This window comes from Streptomyces sp. NPDC088707 (assembly GCF_044752725.1).
Classification (GTDB): Bacteria; Actinomycetota; Actinomycetes; order Streptomycetales; family Streptomycetaceae; genus Streptomyces.
Genome location: NZ_JBIVLV010000006.1, coordinates 76,147 through 95,993, shown reverse-complemented (window position 1 = coordinate 95,993; position 19,847 = coordinate 76,147). Strand labels below are relative to the sequence as shown.

Annotated in this window: 14 protein-coding genes and 1 tRNA gene; 13 read left to right on the top strand and 2 right to left on the bottom strand. The window is 72.0% G+C overall.

Annotated features, from left to right (window positions below):
* Positions 1-50: 50 nt before the first annotated feature.
* The 10 genes from ACIP84_RS19505 (at position 51) to ACIP84_RS19460 (ending at position 12,852) form a co-directional block, all read left to right on the top strand.
* A tRNA-Ala gene (locus tag ACIP84_RS19505) sits at positions 51-123 on the top strand.
* 332 nt (positions 124-455) lie between these two features.
* On the top strand, positions 456-3,332 hold the full coding sequence (leuS, locus tag ACIP84_RS19500) for a leucine--tRNA ligase (protein ID WP_401798954.1): 2,877 nt from the start codon (positions 456-458) through the stop codon (positions 3,330-3,332).
* A 122-nt stretch (positions 3,333-3,454) separates the two neighbouring features.
* Entirely contained in the window at positions 3,455-4,216 is a 762-nt protein-coding gene (locus ACIP84_RS19495; RefSeq protein ID WP_401798953.1) for a hypothetical protein, read from the top strand.
* A gap of 120 nt (positions 4,217-4,336) precedes the next feature.
* Positions 4,337-5,182, top strand: a complete 846-nt coding sequence (locus tag ACIP84_RS19490; RefSeq protein WP_355960844.1) for a DegV family protein — start codon at positions 4,337-4,339, stop codon at positions 5,180-5,182.
* A 481-nt stretch (positions 5,183-5,663) separates the two neighbouring features.
* On the top strand, positions 5,664-6,395 hold the full coding sequence (locus ACIP84_RS19485; RefSeq protein WP_401798951.1) for a helix-hairpin-helix domain-containing protein: 732 nt from the start codon (positions 5,664-5,666) through the stop codon (positions 6,393-6,395).
* The gene (locus tag ACIP84_RS19480) at positions 6,392-8,977 is read left to right on the top strand and encodes a ComEC/Rec2 family competence protein (protein WP_401798949.1); all 2,586 of its coding nucleotides are present in this window, start codon (positions 6,392-6,394) and stop codon (positions 8,975-8,977) included. The genes ACIP84_RS19485 and ACIP84_RS19480 overlap by 4 nt, the downstream gene beginning before the upstream one ends.
* Before the next feature lie 55 nt (positions 8,978-9,032).
* A complete protein-coding gene (locus ACIP84_RS19475; protein ID WP_401798947.1) occupies positions 9,033-9,656 on the top strand; it encodes a winged helix-turn-helix domain-containing protein in 624 nt (207 codons plus the stop codon).
* A gap of 5 nt (positions 9,657-9,661) precedes the next feature.
* The gene (locus ACIP84_RS19470) at positions 9,662-10,945 is read left to right on the top strand and encodes an MFS transporter (RefSeq protein ID WP_401798945.1); all 1,284 of its coding nucleotides are present in this window, start codon (positions 9,662-9,664) and stop codon (positions 10,943-10,945) included.
* A gap of 17 nt (positions 10,946-10,962) precedes the next feature.
* Entirely contained in the window at positions 10,963-11,862 is a 900-nt protein-coding gene (locus ACIP84_RS19465; protein WP_401798943.1) for an arylamine N-acetyltransferase, read from the top strand.
* 99 nt (positions 11,863-11,961) lie between these two features.
* Positions 11,962-12,852 carry a YceI family protein gene (locus ACIP84_RS19460; protein WP_401798941.1) on the top strand — a complete coding sequence of 297 codons (891 nt, stop codon included), beginning with the start codon at positions 11,962-11,964 and terminating at the stop codon, positions 12,850-12,852.
* Positions 12,853-12,950: 98 nt separating this feature from the next.
* Here the strand turns inward: ACIP84_RS19460 and ACIP84_RS19455 are convergent, their stop codons facing one another.
* The gene (locus ACIP84_RS19455; RefSeq protein WP_245389554.1) at positions 12,951-13,211 is read right to left on the bottom strand and encodes a hypothetical protein; all 261 of its coding nucleotides are present in this window, start codon (positions 13,209-13,211) and stop codon (positions 12,951-12,953) included.
* Positions 13,212-13,249: 38 nt separating this feature from the next.
* Here ACIP84_RS19455 and holA point away from each other — a divergent pair, with 38 nt between their 5' ends.
* A complete protein-coding gene (gene holA / locus ACIP84_RS19450) occupies positions 13,250-14,242 on the top strand; it encodes a DNA polymerase III subunit delta (RefSeq protein WP_401798940.1) in 993 nt (330 codons plus the stop codon).
* 1,160 nt (positions 14,243-15,402) lie between these two features.
* Here the strand turns inward: holA and rpsT are convergent.
* A complete protein-coding gene (rpsT, locus tag ACIP84_RS19445; RefSeq protein WP_030317512.1) occupies positions 15,403-15,669 on the bottom strand; it encodes a 30S ribosomal protein S20 in 267 nt (88 codons plus the stop codon).
* A 184-nt stretch (positions 15,670-15,853) separates the two neighbouring features.
* On the opposite strand from rpsT, the gene lepA reads away from it, so the two are divergent.
* Positions 15,854-17,719: a translation elongation factor 4 gene (gene lepA, locus ACIP84_RS19440; RefSeq protein WP_030317510.1), complete on the top strand. Its 1,866-nt coding sequence runs from the start codon at positions 15,854-15,856 to the stop codon at positions 17,717-17,719.
* 200 nt (positions 17,720-17,919) lie between these two features.
* Complete coding sequence (locus ACIP84_RS19435; RefSeq protein WP_401798937.1) at positions 17,920-19,797, top strand: AMP-dependent synthetase/ligase; 1,878 nt, start codon at positions 17,920-17,922, stop codon at positions 19,795-19,797.
* The last annotated feature ends 50 nt before the right edge of the window (positions 19,798-19,847 follow it).

Below are 19,847 nucleotides of genomic sequence, written 5' to 3'. Positions count from 1 at the left end.
AATGTTCTGTCTGTCGCCGCGAGGGAAACCGAAACGGAGACGGAAAGCAAGGGGCTATAGCTCAGTTGGTAGAGCGCCTGCATGGCATGCAGGAGGTCAGGAGTTCAATTCTCCTTAGCTCCACAGAAATGAAGCGGGTCACCCGGATCGGGTGGCCCGCTTCTTCGTTGTCCCGCTTCCCTCGTGTCCCGCCTTTACGGTGTCCCGCTTCCATGTCAGGCCTCACTCGCCGCGACTCCGCTCCGTGGAACGTCGGTGCGGCCCGCGCGGGCCCTGCGGTACCCTGGCGCCATGCGTGCCGTACGCCTTCTGCTTACCGAGCCGCGCTGATCAGTCCCGGCGGATGACAGACATCCGCCGGAGTCGGCGCGGCGTCCCCTCCTGTGCGAGGGGTTTTTTCATTTCACGGCAGTCCGTGGCAGTGGGCAGAGACGATCGATGGAGCTTCAAGGACCATGACCGAGATCAATACGGCCGCCGAGACGGCGGCCCCGCATCGCTACACGGCGGCCATGGCCGCCGACATCGAGGCACGCTGGCAGGACTTCTGGGACGCCGAGGGCACGTACGAGGCCCCGAACCCCACCGGTGACCTGGCGGGGGACCCCGCGATCGCCGCCCGGCCCAAGAAGTTCATCATGGACATGTTCCCGTACCCCTCGGGGGCGGGCCTGCACGTCGGCCACCCGCTCGGCTACATCGCCACGGACGTCTTCGCCCGCCACGCGCGCATGACCGGCCACAACGTGCTGCACACCCTGGGCTTCGACGCCTTCGGCCTGCCGGCCGAGCAGTACGCCGTGCAGACGGGCACGCACCCGCGTGTGTCCACCGAGGCCAACATGGAGAACATGAAGGTCCAGCTGCGCCGGCTGGGCCTGGGCCACGACAAGCGCCGGTCGTTCGCCACGATCGACCCCGAGTACTACAAGTGGACCCAGTGGATCTTCCTGCAGATCTTCAACTCCTGGTACGACGACGAGGCCGGCAAGGCCCGTCCGATCGCCGAGCTGATCGCGCAGTTCGAGAACGGCACGCGTGAGGTTCCCGGCACCACGCGCGCGTGGAGCGAGCTGACCGCCGCCGAGCGCTCCGACGTCCTGGGCGAGTACCGCCTGGCCTACGCCTCCGACGCGCCCGTCAACTGGTGCCCCGGCCTGGGCACGGTCCTGGCCAACGAGGAGGTCACCGCCGACGGCCGCTCCGAGCGCGGCAACTTCCCCGTCTTCAAGTCCAAGCTGCGCCAGTGGAACATGCGGATCACCGCCTACGCGGACCGCCTGCTCGACGACCTGGACGCGCTGGACTGGCCCGAGGCCATCAAGCTGCAGCAGCGGAACTGGATCGGCCGCTCCGAAGGCGCCCGCGTCGACTTCCAGGTCGGCGACACCGGTGCCATCACCGTCTTCACCACCCGCCAGGACACCCTGTTCGGCGCCACCTACATGGTCCTGGCGCCCGAGCACGACCTGGTCGAGAAGATCGTCCCGGCCACCTGGCCCGAGGGCACCCACGACGTGTGGACCGGCGGACACGCCACCCCGTCCGAGGCCGTCGACGCCTACCGCAAGCAGGCCGCCTCCAAGTCCGACGTCGAGCGGCAGGCCGACGCCAAGGAGAAGACCGGCGTCTTCACCGGCGCGTACGCGACCAACCCGGTCAGCGGCGAGCAGGTCCCGGTCTTCATCGCCGACTACGTCCTGATGGGCTACGGCACCGGCGCCATCATGGCCGTCCCCGCGCACGACAGCCGCGACTTCGCCTTCGCGCGCGCCTTCGAGCTGCCGATGCGCTGCGTCGTCGAACCGAGCGACGACCGCGGCACCGACCCGTCGACCTGGGACGACGCCTTCTCCTCGTACGAGGCCAAGCTGGTCAACTCCTCCAACGAGGACGTGGCGCTCGACGGCCTGGGCGTCGTCGACGCCAAGGCGCGGATCACCGACTGGCTGGCCGAGCGCGGCATCGGCGAGGGCACCGTCAACTTCCGCCTGCGCGACTGGCTGTTCAGCCGCCAGCGCTACTGGGGCGAGCCCTTCCCGATCGTCTACGACGAGGACGGCGTCGCCCACTCGCTGCCCGAGTCGATGCTGCCGCTGGAGCTGCCGGAGGTCGAGGACTACTCGCCGCGCACCTTCGACCCGAACGACGCGGACACCCAGCCGGAGACGCCCCTGTCCCGCAACGAGGACTGGGTCAACGTCACCCTGGACCTCGGTGACGGCGCCGGTCCGCGCCCGTACCGCCGCGAGACCAACACCATGCCCAACTGGGCCGGTTCCTGCTGGTACGAGCTGCGCTACCTGGACCCGCGCAACTCCGAGCAGCTGGTCGACCCCGCCGTCGAGCAGTACTGGATGGGCCCGCGCGAGGGCATGCCCACCGGCGGCGTCGACCTGTACGTCGGTGGCGCCGAGCACGCCGTGCTGCACCTGCTGTACGCGCGCTTCTGGTCCAAGGTGCTGTTCGACCTGGGCCACATCTCCTCGGCCGAGCCGTTCCACAAGCTCTACAACCAGGGCATGATCCAGGCCTTCGTCTACCGCGACGCGCGCGGCATCGCCGTCCCGGCGGCCGAGGTCGAGGAGCGCGACGGCGGCTTCTGGTACCAGGGCGAGAAGGTCAGCCGCGTCCTGGGCAAGATGGGCAAGTCCCTGAAGAACGCCGTGACGCCGGACGAGATCTGCTCCGAGTACGGCGCCGACACCCTGCGCCTGTACGAGATGGCGATGGGCCCGCTGGACGTGTCGCGTCCCTGGGACACACGCGCGGTGATCGGCCAGTACCGGCTGCTGCAGCGGCTGTGGCGCAACATCGTCGACGAGTCGACCGGTGAGGTCACCGTCGTCGACGCCGCGGCCGACGAGGACACGCTGCGCGCCCTGCACAAGGCGATCGACGGCGTCGCCCAGGACATGGTCGCGATGCGCTTCAACACCGCCATCGCCAAGATCACCGAGCTGAACAACCACCTGACGAAGTCCGGTGGCCCGCTCTCCCGGTCGGTCGCCGAGCAGCTGGTGCTGCTGGTGGCCCCGCTGGCCCCGCACATCGCGGAGGAGCTGTGGCGCCGGCTGGGCCACAACGACTCGGTGGTCCACCAGGGCTTCCCGGTCGCCGACCCGGCGTACGTCGTCGACGAGACCGTGACCTGCGTCGTGCAGATCAAGGGCAAGGTCAAGGCCCGCCTGGAGGTCTCCCCGTCGATCACCGACGCGAAGCTCGAGACGCTGGCCCTGGCCGACCCGCACGTGGTCGCCGCGCTGGGCGGCGCCGAGATCCGCAAGGTGATCGTGCGGGCGCCGAAGCTGGTCAACATCGTCGCGGGCTGACGCACATAGGGATGTCCCCTACGGGCAGGTTGGGGGTTCCGATGGAACCCCTGGCCTGCCCGTTCCGTTTACCGTGGAGGAACCACATCCGTGGGGACCGGACGGACGCCGGAGGGGCGCACATGGAAGCCGCGATTATCACGATCATGGCGCTGCTCTTCTTGTCCTTCGTGGCGCTGGGGGTCTACGCCACGGTGAAGGCGGCCAAGGCCGCCAAGCGCGGCGTCGACCGCACGATCGACCAGGCCCGGCGCACCGTCGAGGACACCACGCTGCGGGCCAAGAGCTTCGGCCAGGCCGGGACGGCGGGCGAGCTGGCCCGACTGCGGCTCTCGCTGCGCACCTCGATGCGGGCCACCCAGGAGGCCCTGCAGGCCGGGGTCGGCGAGGACGCCTCGCTGAGGGAGTCGCTCGAACTGTTCCACCGGCTCAGCGCGCACGGGCTCGAACTGGACGAGGACCTCAAGCGCATCGAGCGGGAGCCCGACCGGTCCTGGGTGGCCGGACAGCTCCCCGAACTCACCGCGCGGACCGAGCGGATCACCAGCTCGGCCGACGCACTGCGCCGCGCCGCCCGCGAGCGGGCCCTCAGGTTCGCCGAGGACGACCTGTCGTCGCTCAGCGCCCAGATCGACGTCGAAGCGGGCGCGCTGCGGCACTGGACGACCACGGAACCGGAGACGACCTCCGGGACGGCCGGGACGCCGGGCCACGCCGGCACGTCGGGGACGGCGCCCGGGAACTCGGCCCCGGGCGGTCAGGGTTCCGCCTCCGGGAGTTCGCGGCCGGGAGCCGGCGGTGAGCCGTCCGCGATCACCGCGCCCGACCCCCGGCTGACCTCCTACCCCTGGGAGAAGTCGGCCCGCCCCGAGACCACGACCTGACGAAACCACGGAGGGGAAGTCCGGCCGGGCGCCGGGTGGGACAGGGGCCCGGCGGTGCCGGGGCGCTCACGGCGGGGGCCGGGCTGCCGCGCGCCGGTCTCGGCGGGTAACCTCCCGCTCATGTCCCGGCATGTCGCGATCGTCACCGATTCCACGGCCTACCTGCCACACCAGACCAGAGAGCGGCACGCCATCACCACGGTCCCGCTGACCGTCGTCATCGGCGACCGGGCCCTCGAGGAGGGCACCGAGGTCTCGGCCAAGGCGCTGGTCGACGCCCTGCAGAAGAAGCGGGCCGTCACCACCTCGCGGCCCAGCCCCGAGGTCTTCGCCGAGGCCTACCGCGTGGCCGCGGAGGCCGGCGCGAAGGGCGTCGTCTCCCTCCATCTCTCCGCCGAGGTCTCCGGAACCTACGACGCGGCCGTGCTCGCCGCGAAGGACGCCCCCTTGCCCGTGCGGGTCGTGGACACCCGCATGATGGGCATGGCCCTGGGCTTCTGTGCCGTCGCGGCGGCCGAGGTCGCCGAGGCAGGCGGCTCGCTCGACGAGGCCGTCGCGGCCGCCGAGAAGCGCGCCGCGGGCACCTCCGCCTTCTTCTACGTCGACACCCTGGACTATCTGCGCCGCGGTGGACGCATCGGGGCGGCGCAGGCGCTGCTCGGCTCCGCGCTCGCGGTGAAGCCTCTCCTCGAACTCGACGGCGGGCGGATCGAGCTGCGGGAGAAGGTGCGGACGGCCTCGAAGGCCATCGCACGGCTCGAGGAGATCGCCGTGGAGCGCGCCGGCTCCGGCCCCGTGGACGTCGCCGTGCACCACCTCTCCGCGTCCGAGCGGGCCGCCGCGCTCGCCGACCGGCTCAAGGAGCGGGTGCCCGGCGTGGCGGAGCTGCACGTCAGCGAGGTGGGAGCGGTCATCGGCGCCCACACGGGGCCCGGGCTGCTCGCGGTCGTCGTCTCGCCGCGCTGAGTCCGTACGCGGTGCGTCCCCCGGGAGGGTGACGGAGTTTTCCACAGTGTGGGCCCTGTCCACGGAACGTGGGTGAGTCCCGCACGGCACGGCGGTGATTCCTACCGTCATCCGCATGACTCTTCCTCGACGTATCGCATCGACGACCTCCGGCGCTCTCGGCACGGTGGGCGCCTCGACCAGCGGTCCCGGCAGGACGCCCGGCTCCGACGGGAGGAGCCGCCCAGGAGCGCGTGGCGCGCCTCCTGGGCGGTCCAGGAGGCGGACCCGGGTGAGGAGGGCCGGGGCGGTTCCGGACGCTGCTGTGCGGCGGCGCGGGGATGAGCTGTTCCCGTCGGCGGCGGCAGCGTCGGTGTCGGCGGACGTGGCGGCCGCTGCGGGGGTGGACGCGGGTGCCGATCCGGAGGCCGAGGGACGGGGATCTCCGCCGGGGGTACGGGATCGGGCTTCGCCGCCCGGTGTGCGGGCGCGGTGTGCGGCGGTGCTGCGTGACCGGACCCCGGTGTGGGTGCAGACGCGGATCGGTCTCGAACCGAGGGCGCTGGCCGCGCTGACGGTGGTGCTGGTCGTGGCCGCGGGCCTCGCGGGCGGCTATTTCTGGACGGGGCGGCCGGAGCCGGTGCGGGCGCCGGAGCTTGTACGCGCCGCGCCGGTCGCTGCCGCACCCGCTGTGCCCGCCGTACCTGCTGTACCGGGAGCGTCCGCCACCAGGGCAGGGTCGGGGGCGGGCGTGGGTGTGGGTGCTGGTGTGGGTGGGGCGCGGGTGATCGTGGACGTCGGGGGCAAGGTGCACAGGCCCGGGGTGCTGACGCTGCCGGCCGGTTCACGGGTGGCGGACGCCCTGCGGGCCGCGGGCGGGGCGAAGCCCGGCGCCGATCTCACCGGTCTCAACCGGGCCCGCGTGCTGTTCGACGGCGAGCAGGTTCTCGTCGGGCTGCCGGGGACGCAGGTCGGGGGCTCAGGGCCTGGCCCGGGCGGCGGATCGGGCGCCGGTGGTGGCACCGGCGGGGGTGGCTCGGGGGCGCCGTTGAGCCTCAACACGGCCACGGTCGAGCAGCTCGACACACTGCCGGGCGTCGGTCCGGTTCTTGCCCGGCACATCGTCGACCATCGCGCGGAGCACGGCGGCTTCCGGTCGGTCGGGGAGCTGCGGGAGGTCAACGGCATCGGGGAGCGGCGATTCGCCGAACTCGAACGGCTGGTGCGGCCGTGAAGACGTACGAGGCAGCGGTGGACGAGGCGGCGGCGGACGGGCGGGGAGCACGGGCGCCGTCCTGGGAGGAGGGGCCGGCCGATCTCCGGCTGGTGCCGCTCGCGGTGGCCGCGTGGGCGGCGGCGGCGATCGCCGTGGGGGTTCCCGGCTGGTGGACGCTGGCGGGAGTCGTGGTCTGTCTGGTGGGAGGCGGTCTCCTCCTGACACCTGTGGCGGCGCGCCGGCTCGGCGGGACCACCAGGCCCGGAGAGCGGATCGTGGCGGCGGACGCGCCGACTCGGCGGGGCACCCCCGGGTGGCGGTTGCGGGCGACGGCGTTCGCCGGGGTCCTGCTCTGTGCCGCGGCCGGGGCCGCGTCGGCCGGGCTGCACACGGCGGATCTGCGACGCGGGCCCGTACCGGCCCTGGCGGGGGAGTATGCGCGGGCGCAGCTGGAGGTGACGGTGACCTCGGATCCCCGGCTGACCCGGCCCCGGGTGCGGGGCAGCGAGTCGGTGCCGGTCTCCGTCGTCCTGGACGGCGAGGTGACCCGCGTCGAGTGGTCGGACGGGACGGTCCACCGGACGAGGGCGCCGGTGTTGCTGATCGTGCCGCCCGGGGAGGGGCGGGCGGAGTGGCTGCGGCTGCTGCCGTCCACGCGCCTGAGGGTCGGTGCCCGGCTCGCGCCGCCCTCGCGTCCCGGCGATCCGTTCGCGGCGGTGCTCAAGGTCGGCGGCGGGGGACCGCCTCGGATCGTCGGCCCGCCGAGCGCGCTGCAGCGGACGGCGGGGGAGCTGCGGGCCGGCCTGCGGCGGGCGACCGACGGCCTCGACCCGGACGCGCGGGCCCTGTTGCCCGGTCTGGTGGTCGGGGACACCTCCCGGATCGGTTCCGAGCTGCGTGACGCCTTCGTGGCCACCGATCTCACCCACCTGCTTGCCGTCTCCGGAAGCAATCTGGCGGTCGTCCTGCTTCTGCTGGTCGGCCGTCCCGGGCGGGCGCATCAGGTGGAGCGCGGTGGGCTCGCGCCCCGGCTGGGGATGTCGCTGCGGGGCACGGCGGTGGCCGGTGGAGCGCTGACGCTCGCCTTCGTGGTGGTCTGCCGGCCCGAGCCGAGTGTGCTGCGCGCCGCGGCCTGCGGGCTTGTGGTGCTGCTCGCGATCGGCACCGGGCGGCGGAGATCGCTGATCCCCGCGCTGGCCGCGGCCGTGCTGCTGCTGGTGCTGTACGACCCGTGGCTCGCGCGGAGTTACGGATTCCTGCTCTCGGTCCTCGCCACCGGGGCCCTGCTGACGGTGGCACCGCGCTGGAGCGAGGCGCTGCGGCGGCGTGGGGTGCCCGACCGTCTGGCGGAGGCGTTGGCGGCGTCGCTGGCGGCGCAGGCGGTGTGCGCTCCCGTGGTGGTGGTCTTCGCCGCCCGGGTGAGCCTGGTGGCGATCCCGGCGAACCTCTTCGCCGAGCTCGCGGTGGCACCGGCGACGGTGCTCGGCTTCGCCACGCTCGCCGTCGCGGCGGTCTGGATGCCGGCCGCGGAAGGGCTGGCGTGGGTGGCGGGGTGGCCGGCCGGGTGGATCGCGCGGGTGGCCCGTACGGGCGCGGCGCTGCCGGGGGCGGAGCTGGGCTGGCCCGGTGGGTGGTGGGGCGGGTTCGCTCTCGCCCTGGTGACCGCCGGGGTGGTCGTCGCGGCGCGCAGATTGCCCTACCGGGGGCTGCTCGCCGGGCTCGTCGTCGTCCTGCTGCTGCTCGTGGTGGTGCGACCGGCGCCGCTGACGCGGTGGGCCACCGGATGGCCGCCGCGTGGCTGGGTGTTCGCGATGTGTCAGGTGGGGCAGGGGGATGCGACGGTCCTCGCGGCGGGCGGGGACGCGGCCGTCGTGGTGGACGCGGGCCCCGACCCCGTACCGGTGGACCGGTGTCTGCGGGATCTCGGGGTGCGCAGGGTGCCGTTGCTGGTGCTGACCCACTTCCACGCGGACCATGTGGCCGGGTTGCCCGGGGTGTTGCGGGGGCGGTCGGTGGGGGCGATCCAGACGACCGGCCTCGAGGAGCCGCCGGCCCAGGCGGCGTTCGTACGGCGGACGGCGGCGGCCGCGCGGGTGCCGCTGGTCCGTGCGGGGCCGGGCGAGCGGCGCAGGATCGGCGGGCTGGAGTGGACCGTGCTCTGGCCGACGGCAGGTGGCGGGTCGGCAGGTGGTGGGGCGGCCGGGGGAGGGCGGGCGGTGGTGGGCTCCGGTGGGGCGAACGACGCCAGTGTCGCGTTGTTCGTCAGGGCGGCCGGCGGGCTGACGCTGCTGCTGCTCGGCGATCTGGAGCCACCGGCCCAGCGGGGGCTGCTGCGGGCTCATCCGGGGCTCGCGCCGGTGGACGTGCTCAAGGTCGCCCATCATGGCTCCGCGCATCAGGACCCGGGGCTGATACGAGCCGTTCGGCCGCGGCTCGCGCTGGTGTCGACGGGGCGCGACAACCCGTACGGACATCCCTCGCCGCGGACGGTGGAGTCGTTGCGGGCCGGTGGGGCGCGGGTGCTGCGGACGGACCGCGACGGGGCGATCGCGGTCGTCGGGGCGGGGCCGGGGCTGATGGCCGTACCGGGGGGAGGGTGACCTGCCGCCGAGGAGAGTTCTTGTAAAGAAGTCTTTCTAAAGATATCTTTTCATTATGCCGGAGGAGATCATCGACCCGCAGCCCGAGGGTGAGCAGCCCCGCAGTATCCGACTCACCGACCCGCGCGCCCTGCGCGCCTACGCCCACCCCCTGCGGATGACGCTGGTGGGGCTGCTGCGCAGCAGCGGCCCCTTCACCGCCACCCGGGCCGCCGAACTGACCGGCGAGTCCGTGGCCAGCTGCTCCTACCACCTGCGGATACTCGCCAAGTACGGGCTGGTGGAGGAGGCGCCGGGCGGCCGGGGGCGGGAGAAGCCCTGGCAGGCCACGGCTCAGTACACGGAATGGCCGGAGTACAGCGAGGATCCGTCCATCGCCCAGGCGGCCGACGCGCTGAGCGCCGCCGTCGCCGAGCAGTACTTCGAGCGGGTCGCCCGGGCCATGGCGAACCGGCACCGGCTGCCGAGGGAGTGGCAGGAGGCCGAGCAGTTCGGCGACTCGCTGCTCCACCTCACGCACGAGGAGCTGACCGACCTCGGCGCGCGCATGGAGGCGCTGCTGCGGCCCTACGAGGCGCGGTCCTCCAACCCGTCCCTCCGCCCGGAGGGCGCCAGGCCCGTCAGTGTCCTGCGGATCGCCTACCTGGATCCGGACGTCCCCGACAGCGAGAAGGAGTGAGCGGGATGGCTCTCGTCGAACGCGTACCGGCGCTGCTGCGCGAGCGGACCTTCCGCCGCTACTGGACCGGGCAGACCATCTCCCTCGCCGGGGATCAGATATCCCTCATGGCGATCCCGCTCGCCGCCGTCCTCGTCCTCGGCGCCGACGCCGCGGCGATGGGCTGGCTCAAGGCCGCCGAACTCCTGCCCGCGCTCCTGCTCAACCTGCCCTTCGGCGCCTGGGCCGACCGGCAGGCCAGCCGCCGAAGGGCGATGATCGCGGCCGACATCGGGCGGGCGGCGCTGGTCATGACCCTTCCCGTGGCCTATCTGCTCGATGCGCTGACGCTCACCCAGCTGTACGTGGTGGCCTTCGGGATCGGTGCGCTCACCGTGCTCTTCGAGGTCTGCAACACCACGCTCTTCGTGGCGCTCGTGCCCACCGAGCGCTATGTGCAGGCGAACTCGCTGGTGAACGGCAGCCGTTCGACGGCGTGGCTGGCGGGGCCCGGGATCGGCGGACTGCTCGTGCAGTTCCTCACCGCCCCCTTCGCCCTGGTCGCGGACGCCCTGACCTACCTCGTGTCGGCCGGGTACCTGGCCCGGATCAAGCCGGTCGAGCCCCCGCCGGCCCCCGTGGCCAAGGGCCACTTCACCGAGGGGTTGCGCTGGGTGGTCCGGGAGCGCTCGATGAGGGCGCTGTTCGCCGCCTCCGGCACGGTCCAGTTCTTCAACTACATGTTCCACACCCTCTTCGTGCTCTACGTGACCACCGAACTCGGCCTCGGCGCCGGGCTGCTCGGCGTGATCCTCGGAGCGGGAGCCGTGGGCGGTCTCCTGGGGGCGGTCGTCAGCGGGGCGGTCGTCCGACGGATCGGCATCGGGGGATCGCTCGTCGCCGGTTTCCTCGGATTCACCCTGCCCCTGGTCCTGATACCCCTGGCCGACGGTCCGCCGGCGCTCGTGGTGTTCGTGCTGTTCGCGGCCGAGTTCCTCTCCTGTGTCGGCGTGATGATCGTCGACATCGCCGCCGGATCGTTCCAGATGGCGCTGATACCCGACGCCGTGCGGGCCCGGGTCATGGGCGCCTTCCGGACGCTGAACCACGGCTTCCGTCCGCTCGGCGCGCTCGTCGGCGGATTCCTCGGCACCGCGATCGGGCTGCGCCCGACGCTCTGGATCGCCACCGTCGGGGCCGTCTTCGCCGTGCTGTGGCTGCTGCCCTCGCCGCTGCCGAGGATGCGCGAACTGCCCTCTCCGACAGAGGAGTCGGAGCCGGTCGGGCAGCCGGGGGGAGGGAAGGGCTGACCGGGCAGACTGGCCGCATGACTACGCGACCGACCGCACCCGTTCCTTCCGGGCCGCCCTTGCCTTCGGAGCCCCCCGTTCCTTCCGGGTCCCCCGGTGCCTCCGAGCCGTTCGCCCCCGCGCCGGAGGACGTCCGGGCCTATCTGCGGCGCATCGACGCGGAGCGGCCGGACCGTGCGGACGCCGAGGCGCTGCGCGATCTGCATCTGCGTCATCTGCGCACCGTGCCGTTCGAGAACCTCTCGATCCACCTCGGCGAGGACATCGTCCTGGAGGAGAAGGCGCTGCTCGACAAGGTGATCGGCGCGCACCGGGGAGGGTTCTGCTACGAGGTCAACACGGCGTTCGCCGTGCTGCTGCGGGGCCTCGGCTACCGGGTGTCGCTGCTCCAGGCACGGGTCTTCGGGCCGGAGGGGAAGCCGGGCATCCCGTACGACCACATGGCTCTGCTCGTGGAGACGGCGGACGGGGAGCGTCTGCTCGCCGACGTCGGCTTCGGTGACCACAGCCACTTCCCGCTCCGGTACGAAGACCGCGGCGACCAGGCGGACCCGGGCGGTGTCTTCCGGCTCGTGGACACCGCCGAGGGCGACGTGGACGTGCTGCGGGACGGGAAGCCGCAGTACCGGGTGGAACTCCGGCCACGCCACCTCGCCGACTTCGCGGCCGGCGCCTGGTACCACCGGACCTCGCCCGACTCGCACTTCCCGCGCAGTCTCGTCTGCTCGCTGCTCACCGAGGAGGGCCGGATCACCCTCAGCGACCGGAAGCTGATCACGCGGGCCAAGGGCGAGCGCGACGAGCGGACCCTCGACGGTGAGGACGCGGTGCGGGGCGCGTACCGGGATCTGTTCGGGATCGAGCTCGACGCGCTGCCGGTCGTTCGCGGTGGAATTCCCGATTCGAACCCTCGGTAACGCTTGCTCACTGCATGACCGGTTTGCGTCGAACGCCCCAGCGGTGATCGAATGCGACTTCGTTGCACAGTGAACGAGTCGCGCGGGGGTGCGTGAAGAATGCTCGATCGTCTCTTCGGGAAGCGTGCGGCGGGCGCCGTGCGAAGCGGCCCGCTCGCCGGACTCACCGTCCCCGCCTCGGCGGGAATGCTGAGCTGCCGGGTGCTCGACCCCGTGCACGAACCGGTCCGGCAGGCCGAGTTCGTCCTCAGCGACGCCGCCGGACGCAAGGTGATCGCCGGGGAGACCGACCCGTATGGCACGGCGCTCGCGACCGTGCCGGCGGGCGAGTACCGGCTCGCGGTCACCGCCGAGGGCTACACCCCGCACCACGGCAGGGCCGTCGTCGTCGAGGGCGGCCACACAGGCCTCGACGACGTGCTGCTCCAGATCGCCCCGCAGCCCCAGCTCCCCGAGCCCGGTGACTGGGAGATCGACCCGACGCACTCCCAGATCGGCTTCACCGCACGCCACATCGGGCTCGCGCGGATCCACGGCCGGTTCAACAGCTTCGCCGGAGCGGTCCGGATCGGCGATCGCGTGGAGCGCTCCGCGATGCACGTCGTCATCGACGCGGCCTCCATCGACACCGGCGTGCAGATGCGCGACGACCATCTGCGGTCCGGTGACTTCCTCGACGTCGGGGCGTACCCGACGCTGGAGTTCTTCAGCGAACGCTTCACGCACAAGGGCGGCAGCCGTTGGGCCGTCACCGGGGCGCTCACCCTCCACGGGGTGAGCCGCACGGTCACCCTCGACACCCAGTACCTGGGCCTCGGGAACGGTCTGGAGGGCGAGACCCGGTGCGCCTGCCGGGCCACCACCGAACTGCACCGGGAGGACTTCACGCTCACCTGGCAGACGCTGCTGGCGCGGGGGATCGCGGCGGTGGGGTCGAGCATCAGCATCGATCTGGATGTGCAGATCGTGCCCAAGGCGGCGCGGGGCTGAGACGGGGCCGGGCGGAGGTGGGCCGGGGCTGAGACTGCCAGGGGGCTGGGGGCGGCTGCCGGGCGGCTGCCGGGCGGTTCTCCAGGGACGGGCGGGGCCTACGGGGCCTCCAGCCAGCCCTCGTACTCCGCCGCGAGGGAGTCGAGCGCGGTCGGGTCGAGCCTGCCGTCCGGGTCCTCGACGACCACCAGCCACTGGGCGTCCTCGGCGTCGTCCTCCCCGGCCAGGGAGTCCCGTACGAGCTGCGGTTCCTCGGCGACGCCGAAACGGTCGGGGAGTTCCCCGGCGACCTCCTCGGCGGCGTCGCGGTCGGGGAGTACCAGTACGTGTCGTTCACTCACCCCGCCATTCTCGGGCATCGCCGTGCTGTCAGTGGTCCGTGGGATGCTGGACGGCGATGGCCACCAGAAAGACTTCCCCCGATGACCTCCTCGGCCCCCTGACGCTCGCCGTCGGGCAGGAGGACCTGCTTCTCGACCGCGCCGTCCAGGCGGTGGTGGCGGCCGCGCGTGCCGCCGACGCCGACACGGACGTGCGCGACCTCACGCCCGACCAGCTCCAGCCCGGTTCGCTGGTGGAGCTCACCAGCCCCTCGCTGTTCGCCGAGCGCAAGGTGCTGGTCGTGCGGAACGCCCAGGATCTGTCCGCGGACACGATCAAGGACGTCAAGGCGTATCTCGACGACCCGGTCGAGGACATCTCGCTCGTCCTGCTCCACGCCGGCGGCGCCAAGGGCAAGGGGCTGCTCGACGCGGCGCGCAAGGCTGGGGCGCGGGAGGTGGCCTGCCCGAAGACGACGAAGCCAGCGGAACGGCTGACGTTCGTACGGCAGGAGTTCCGGGCGCTGGGGCGTTCGGCCACGCCCGAGGCCTGCCAGGCGCTCGTCGACTCCATCGGCAGCGACCTGCGGGAGCTCGCGTCCGCGGTCGCGCAGCTCACGTCCGACGTGGACGGGACGATCGACGAGGCGGTCGTCGGGCGCTACTACACGGGCCGAGCCGAGGCCTCCTCCTTCAACATCGCGGACCGCGCGGTGGAGGGGCGTGCGGCGGAGGCCCTCGAAGCGCTGCGGTGGTCGCTCTCGACCGGGGTCGCGCCGGTGCTCGTCACGAGCGCGCTGGCGCAGGGCGTACGGGCGATCGGCAAGCTGTCGTCGGCGCGGGGCGGGCGGCCGGCGGATCTGGCGCGGGAGCTGGGCATGCCGCCGTGGAAGATCGACCGCGTACGGCAGCAGATGCGGGGCTGGACCCCCGACGGGGTGTCGATCGCGCTGCGGGCGATCGCGGAAGCGGACGCGGGGGTGAAGGGCGGCGGGGACGACCCGGAGTACGCCCTGGAGAAGGCGGTGGTCGCGGTGGCTCGGGCGGCGAGGATGCGGCGGGACGGGTAGCGGTTGGGGCGTTGGGCCGTGCCGTGCCGTGCCCTGTCGTGCCGGCTGCGGTCTGCCGGTGCCGGTGCGTGCCGTGCCTGTGGCGGAGCGGCCGGGGGGCTGGTGCCAGGGCGGTTTCCCCCACCCCACCCCTTCCCGAAACCCTGCCGGGGGCTGGTGGTGGGCGAGGGAGAGAGCCCCGGGGGCTGCGCCCCCGAACCCCCGCTCGGGGCTGCCGCCCCGCACCCTGCTGGGGCTGCGCCCCGGACCCCCTCGGGGGCTGCGCCCCGGACCCTGCTTGGGGCTGCCGCCCCGCACTCTGCTGGGGCTGCGCCCCGGACCTCCCTCGGGGCTGCCGCCCCGGACCCTGCTGGGGTTGCGGCCCGGACCCGCTCGGGCTGTGCCCCGGACCCCTGCCTAGCGCTTGCGTCCCGGACCCCCTCGGGGTTGTGTTCCTGGCCTCCGCTCGGGGCTGTCGGCCTCGGGCCCTGCCCAGGGCTTGCGCCCCGGATCCCGCCGGGGCTCTGTCCTGGACCCGTTGGGGTTGCGTTCCGGGCCCCCGTTCGGGGCTGCCGCCCCGGACTCTTGCCTAGCGCTTGCGTTCCGGGCCCTGCCTGGGCTGACGCCCCGGGCCCGCCCGGGGCTCTGTCCCTGGACCCGTCGCGCTCTGGCCCCCGCTCGGGGCCGCCGCCCGGGACCCTGCCTGGGGCCTGCCGTCCCGGACCCCTGCCGGGGGTTGCGGGCCCCTGCTTGGGGCTGCGCCCCGGGCCCCTGCTTGAGGCTGCGCCCCGCACCCCCTCAGGGTTGCGCCCCGCACCCCCCAGGGCTGCGCCCCGCATCCCCCAAGGCCGCGCCCCGCACCCCCTCAACCGCACCCCGCCTCGCCGGGGTTCTGTCTCCGGGCCCGTCGGTGGGTGGCGCCCCGCACCCCGCCTCGCCCGGGGTGCTGGCCCCCGGCCCGTCGGTGTGCCGGTTCGTGATCCGGCTGGGTTTCTTCGGCATCGGCCTGGGTGTATGCCACAGGCCCCGCACCTCCTGGGGAAGGAGGTGGCGGGGCCTGTGGTGTTTGAGCTGGTGGGCTCGCACCCGCGTGGCGAACGCGTCCGCGTGCGAGTCCTGGTGGCCGGGTGGGAGCGGGAGAGAGGGCCCGCTGGGTCCCGTGCGGCCGGTTACATCAGAGCTCAGCCCTGGAGAGCGGCAACCTTGGTGGCCAGCGCCGACTTCTTGTTGGCGGCGGCGTTCTTGTGGATGACACCCTTCGAGACAGCCTTGTCGAGCGCGCGGGAGGCGGCGCGGGAAGCCACGGTGGCCTTCTCGACGTCACCCGCGGCGACGGCCTCGCGGGCCTTGCGGATCGCGGTCTTGAGCGAGGACTTGACGGCCTTGTTGCGCAGGCGCGCCTTCTCGTTCGTCTTGTTCCGCTTGATCTGGGACTTGATGTTCGCCACGAAAAGAGCCTTTACAGGTTCGATGTTCCTTCTGGATGCGTCTCGCAGGCTGAGAGGGCACACGAGACACAGCTGTCCACAGTATCAGCCACTCTCGTGCCCGCCCAAACCGGGCGCAGGGCGACGGGCATGGGACCATGGAGCCTACGTATCGATCCGACATCGCCCCGAGACGAGACCCTGCGTGCCCGCGACTCCTACCAACGTGCCCGAGCCGAGCCGTACCGACCCGGCTCTGATCCGCAACTTCTGCATCATCGCGCACATCGACCACGGCAAGTCCACGCTCGCCGACCGGATGCTCCAGCTGACCGGTGTGGTCGACCAGCGGCAGATGCGTGCCCAGTACCTCGACCGTATGGACATCGAGCGGGAGCGCGGCATCACGATCAAGTCCCAGGCGGTCCGGCTGCCGTGGGCGCCGACCGAGGGGCCGGGTCAGGGCGACACGCACATCCTGAACATGATCGACACCCCTGGGCACGTCGACTTCACCTATGAGGTGTCCCGGTCGCTGGCCGCCTGTGAGGGCACGGTCCTGCTGGTCGACGCGGCCCAGGGCATCGAGGCGCAGACGCTGGCCAACCTCTACCTGGCCATGGAGAACGACCTCACGATCGTTCCCGTGCTGAACAAGATCGACCTGCCGGCCGCCCAGCCGGAGAAGTTCTCCGAGGAGCTGGCCAACCTCATCGGCTGCCAGCCGGAGGACGTCCTCAAGGTCTCCGCGAAGACCGGTGTCGGTGTCGACGCGCTGCTCGACCGGGTCGTCCGGGACGTCCCGGCCCCGGTCGGTGTCGCCGACGCGCCCGCCCGCGCGATGATCTTCGACTCCGTGTACGACTCGTACCGGGGTGTCGTGACCTACGTACGAGTGGTCGACGGTCAGCTCAACAAGCGCGAGCGCATCAAGATGATGTCGACCGGCGCCACCCACGAGCTGCTGGAGATCGGTGTCTCGTCCCCGGAGATGACGCCGTCCGACGGTCTCGGCGTCGGCGAGGTGGGCTACCTCATCACCGGTGTGAAGGACGTCCGCCAGTCCAAGGTCGGTGACACGATCACCTCCCTGAACAAGGGCGCCACCGAGGCCCTCGGCGGGTACAAGGACCCGAAGCCGATGGTCTTCTCGGGCCTCTACCCGCTGGACGGCTCGGAGTACCCGGACCTCCGCGAGGCCCTGGACAAGCTGCAGCTCAACGACGCCGCGCTGGTCTACGAGCCGGAGACCTCCGCCGCGCTGGGCTTCGGCTTCCGCGTCGGCTTCCTGGGGCTCCTCCACCTCGACGTGATCCGCGAGCGCCTGGAGCGCGAGTTCGGGCTCGACCTCATCGCCACCGCCCCCAACGTGGTCTACCGCGTGGTCATGGAGGACGGCAGCGAGCACACGGTCACGAACCCGAGCGAGTTCCCCGAGGGCAAGATCGACGACGTGTACGAGCCCGTCGTACGCGCCACGATCCTCGCCCCCAGCGAGTTCATCGGCGCGATCATGGAGCTGTGCCAGACGCGTCGCGGCACCCTGATCGGCATGGACTACCTCTCCGAGGACCGGGTCGAGATCCGCTACACCCTGCCCCTCGCCGAGATCGTCTTCGACTTCTTCGACCAGCTGAAGTCCAAGACGCGCGGTTACGCCTCCCTCGACTACGAGCCCACCGGCGAGCAGGCCTCCAGCCTGGTCAAGGTCGACATCCTGCTGCACGGCGACAAGGTCGACGCCTTCTCGGCCGTCACCCACAAGGACGCCGCGTACGCCTACGGTGTGCGGCTCGTCGCGAAGCTGCGCGAGCTCATCCCGAGGCAGGCCTTCGAGGTGCCGATCCAGGCCGCGATCGGCTCCCGGGTGATCGCCCGTGAGACCATTCGCGCCATCCGCAAGGACGTCCTCGCCAAGTGCTACGGCGGTGACATCTCCCGTAAGCGGAAGCTGCTCGAGAAGCAGAAGGAAGGCAAGAAGCGCATGAAGATGGTCGGCTCGGTGGAGGTGCCGCAGGAGGCCTTCATCGCCGTTCTGTCGAGCGACGAGTCCTCCGGCAAGAAGAAGTAGTCCAGGGCGCCCCACGTAGCTGTCCTGTACATGCAACGGGTCCACGCGCCACATGCGCGCGTGGGCCCGTTCGTTATGAAGCGGCGCCCCGTAGGCCCTTACGCGCCGGACCTCGGGCCTTTACTCTGATCCCGGCTCGAAGGTTACTCGCCAGTTAGTTACGAACCACCAGAAGGCACCGCCGCCGCCCGGAGGACGTCGTGAGCGACACACAGACCCAGATCGAGAATCGGCCGCCCTCCGTGGCGACCCTCTTCCTTGAGCGCGTCGAGCGGACCCCGGATGCGGAGGCGTACCGCTACCCGGTGCCCGCCGCCTCCGGCTCCGGCCCGGACGACTGGAAGTCGCTCAGCTGGGGGCAGGCCGCCGAGCGGGTCTACGCGATCGCCGCCGGGCTCGTCGACCTCGGCGTCGAGTCGGAGGAGCGGGTCGCCCTCGCCTCCGCCACCCGGGTCGAGTGGATCCTCGCCGACCTCGGGGTCATGTGCGCGGGCGCCGCGACCACCACGGTCTACCCGCAGACTAACGCCGAGGAGTCGGCGTTCATCCTCTCCGACTCGGAGTCGCGGGTCCTCATCGCCGAGGACGCCGCGCAGCTCGCGAAGGCCGTCGAGCGCCGCGCCGACCTGCCGAACCTCCGCCATGTCGTCGTCATCGACGCCACCGGGGTGGAGAGCGACGGTGAGTTCGTCCTCACGCTCGCCGAGCTGGAGGCGCGCGGCAAGGGCTACCTGGAGAAGCACCCCGGGGCCGTCAAGGAGCGGGTCGCGGCGATCACCGCGACGCAGCTCGCGACCCTCATCTACACCTCGGGCACCACGGGCCGCCCCAAGGGCGTCCGCCTCCCGCACGACAACTGGTCGTACATGGCCAAGGCCATCGCCGCCACGGGTCTCGTCACCCAGGTCGACGTGCAGTACCTGTGGCTGCCGCTCGCCCATGTCTTCGGCAAGGTCCTGACCTCGGGCCAGATCGAGGTCGGGCACGTCACCGCCGTCGACGGCCGCGTCGACAAGATCATCGAGAACCTGCCGGTCGTCCAGCCGACCTACATGGCGGCCGTGCCCCGCATCTTCGAGAAGGTCTACAACGGGGTCGCCGCCAAGGCCCGCGCCGCCGGCGGAGCCAAGTACAAGATCTTCCAGTGGGCGGCCGGCGTCTCCCGCGAGTACGCCAAGGCCAGCCAGGACAACTTCCGCCGCACCGGGACCGCCTCCGCGCCCTTCGGCCTCACCGCCAAGCACAAGGTCGCCGACGCCCTCGTCTACGCGAAGATCCGTGAGGCCTTCGGCGGCAACCTGCGCGCGTGCATCTCCGGATCCGCCGCGCTCGCCCCCGAGATCGGCTACTTCTTCGCCGGCGCCGGCATCCACATCCTGGAGGGCTACGGACTCACCGAGACGTCCGCCGCCTCCTTCGTCAACCCGGGCGAGGCCTACCGCACCGGCACCGTCGGCAAGCCGCTCCCCGGCACCGAGGTCCGGATCGCCGACGACGGCGAGATCCTGCTGCGCGGCCCCGGCGTCATGGAGGGCTACCACGGGCTGCCGGAGAAGACGAACGAGGTCCTGGAGTCCGACGGCTGGTTCCACACCGGTGACATCGGCGAGCTGTCCGCCGACGGCTACCTGCGGATCACCGACCGCAAGAAGGACCTGATCAAGACGTCCGGCGGCAAGTACATCGCGCCGGCCGAGGTCGAGGGCCAGTTCAAGGCCGTCTGCCCGTTCGTCTCGAACATCCTCGTCCACGGCGCCGACCGGAACTTCTGCACCGCGCTGATCGCCCTCGACGAGCCCACCCTCCTCGGCTGGGCCGCCGAGCACGACCTCGCGGGCAAGTCGTACGCCGAGATCGTCGCCGCCCCGCAGACCGTCGCGATGGTCCAGGGCTACGTCGACCGCCTCAACGAGGGTCTCCAGCGCTGGCAGACGATCAAGAAGTTCCGCCTGCTGCCGCGCGACCTCGACATCGAGCACGGCGAGCTGACCCCGTCCCTGAAGCTGAAGCGGCCGGTGGTGGAGCGCGAGTACAAGGGCCTCATCGAGGAGATGTACGCGGGGTCGCGCGAGTCCTGACCCCGCCGCCGCGGACGCGGCCCGCGCCCCTGTGGAGAGGTTGTCCACAG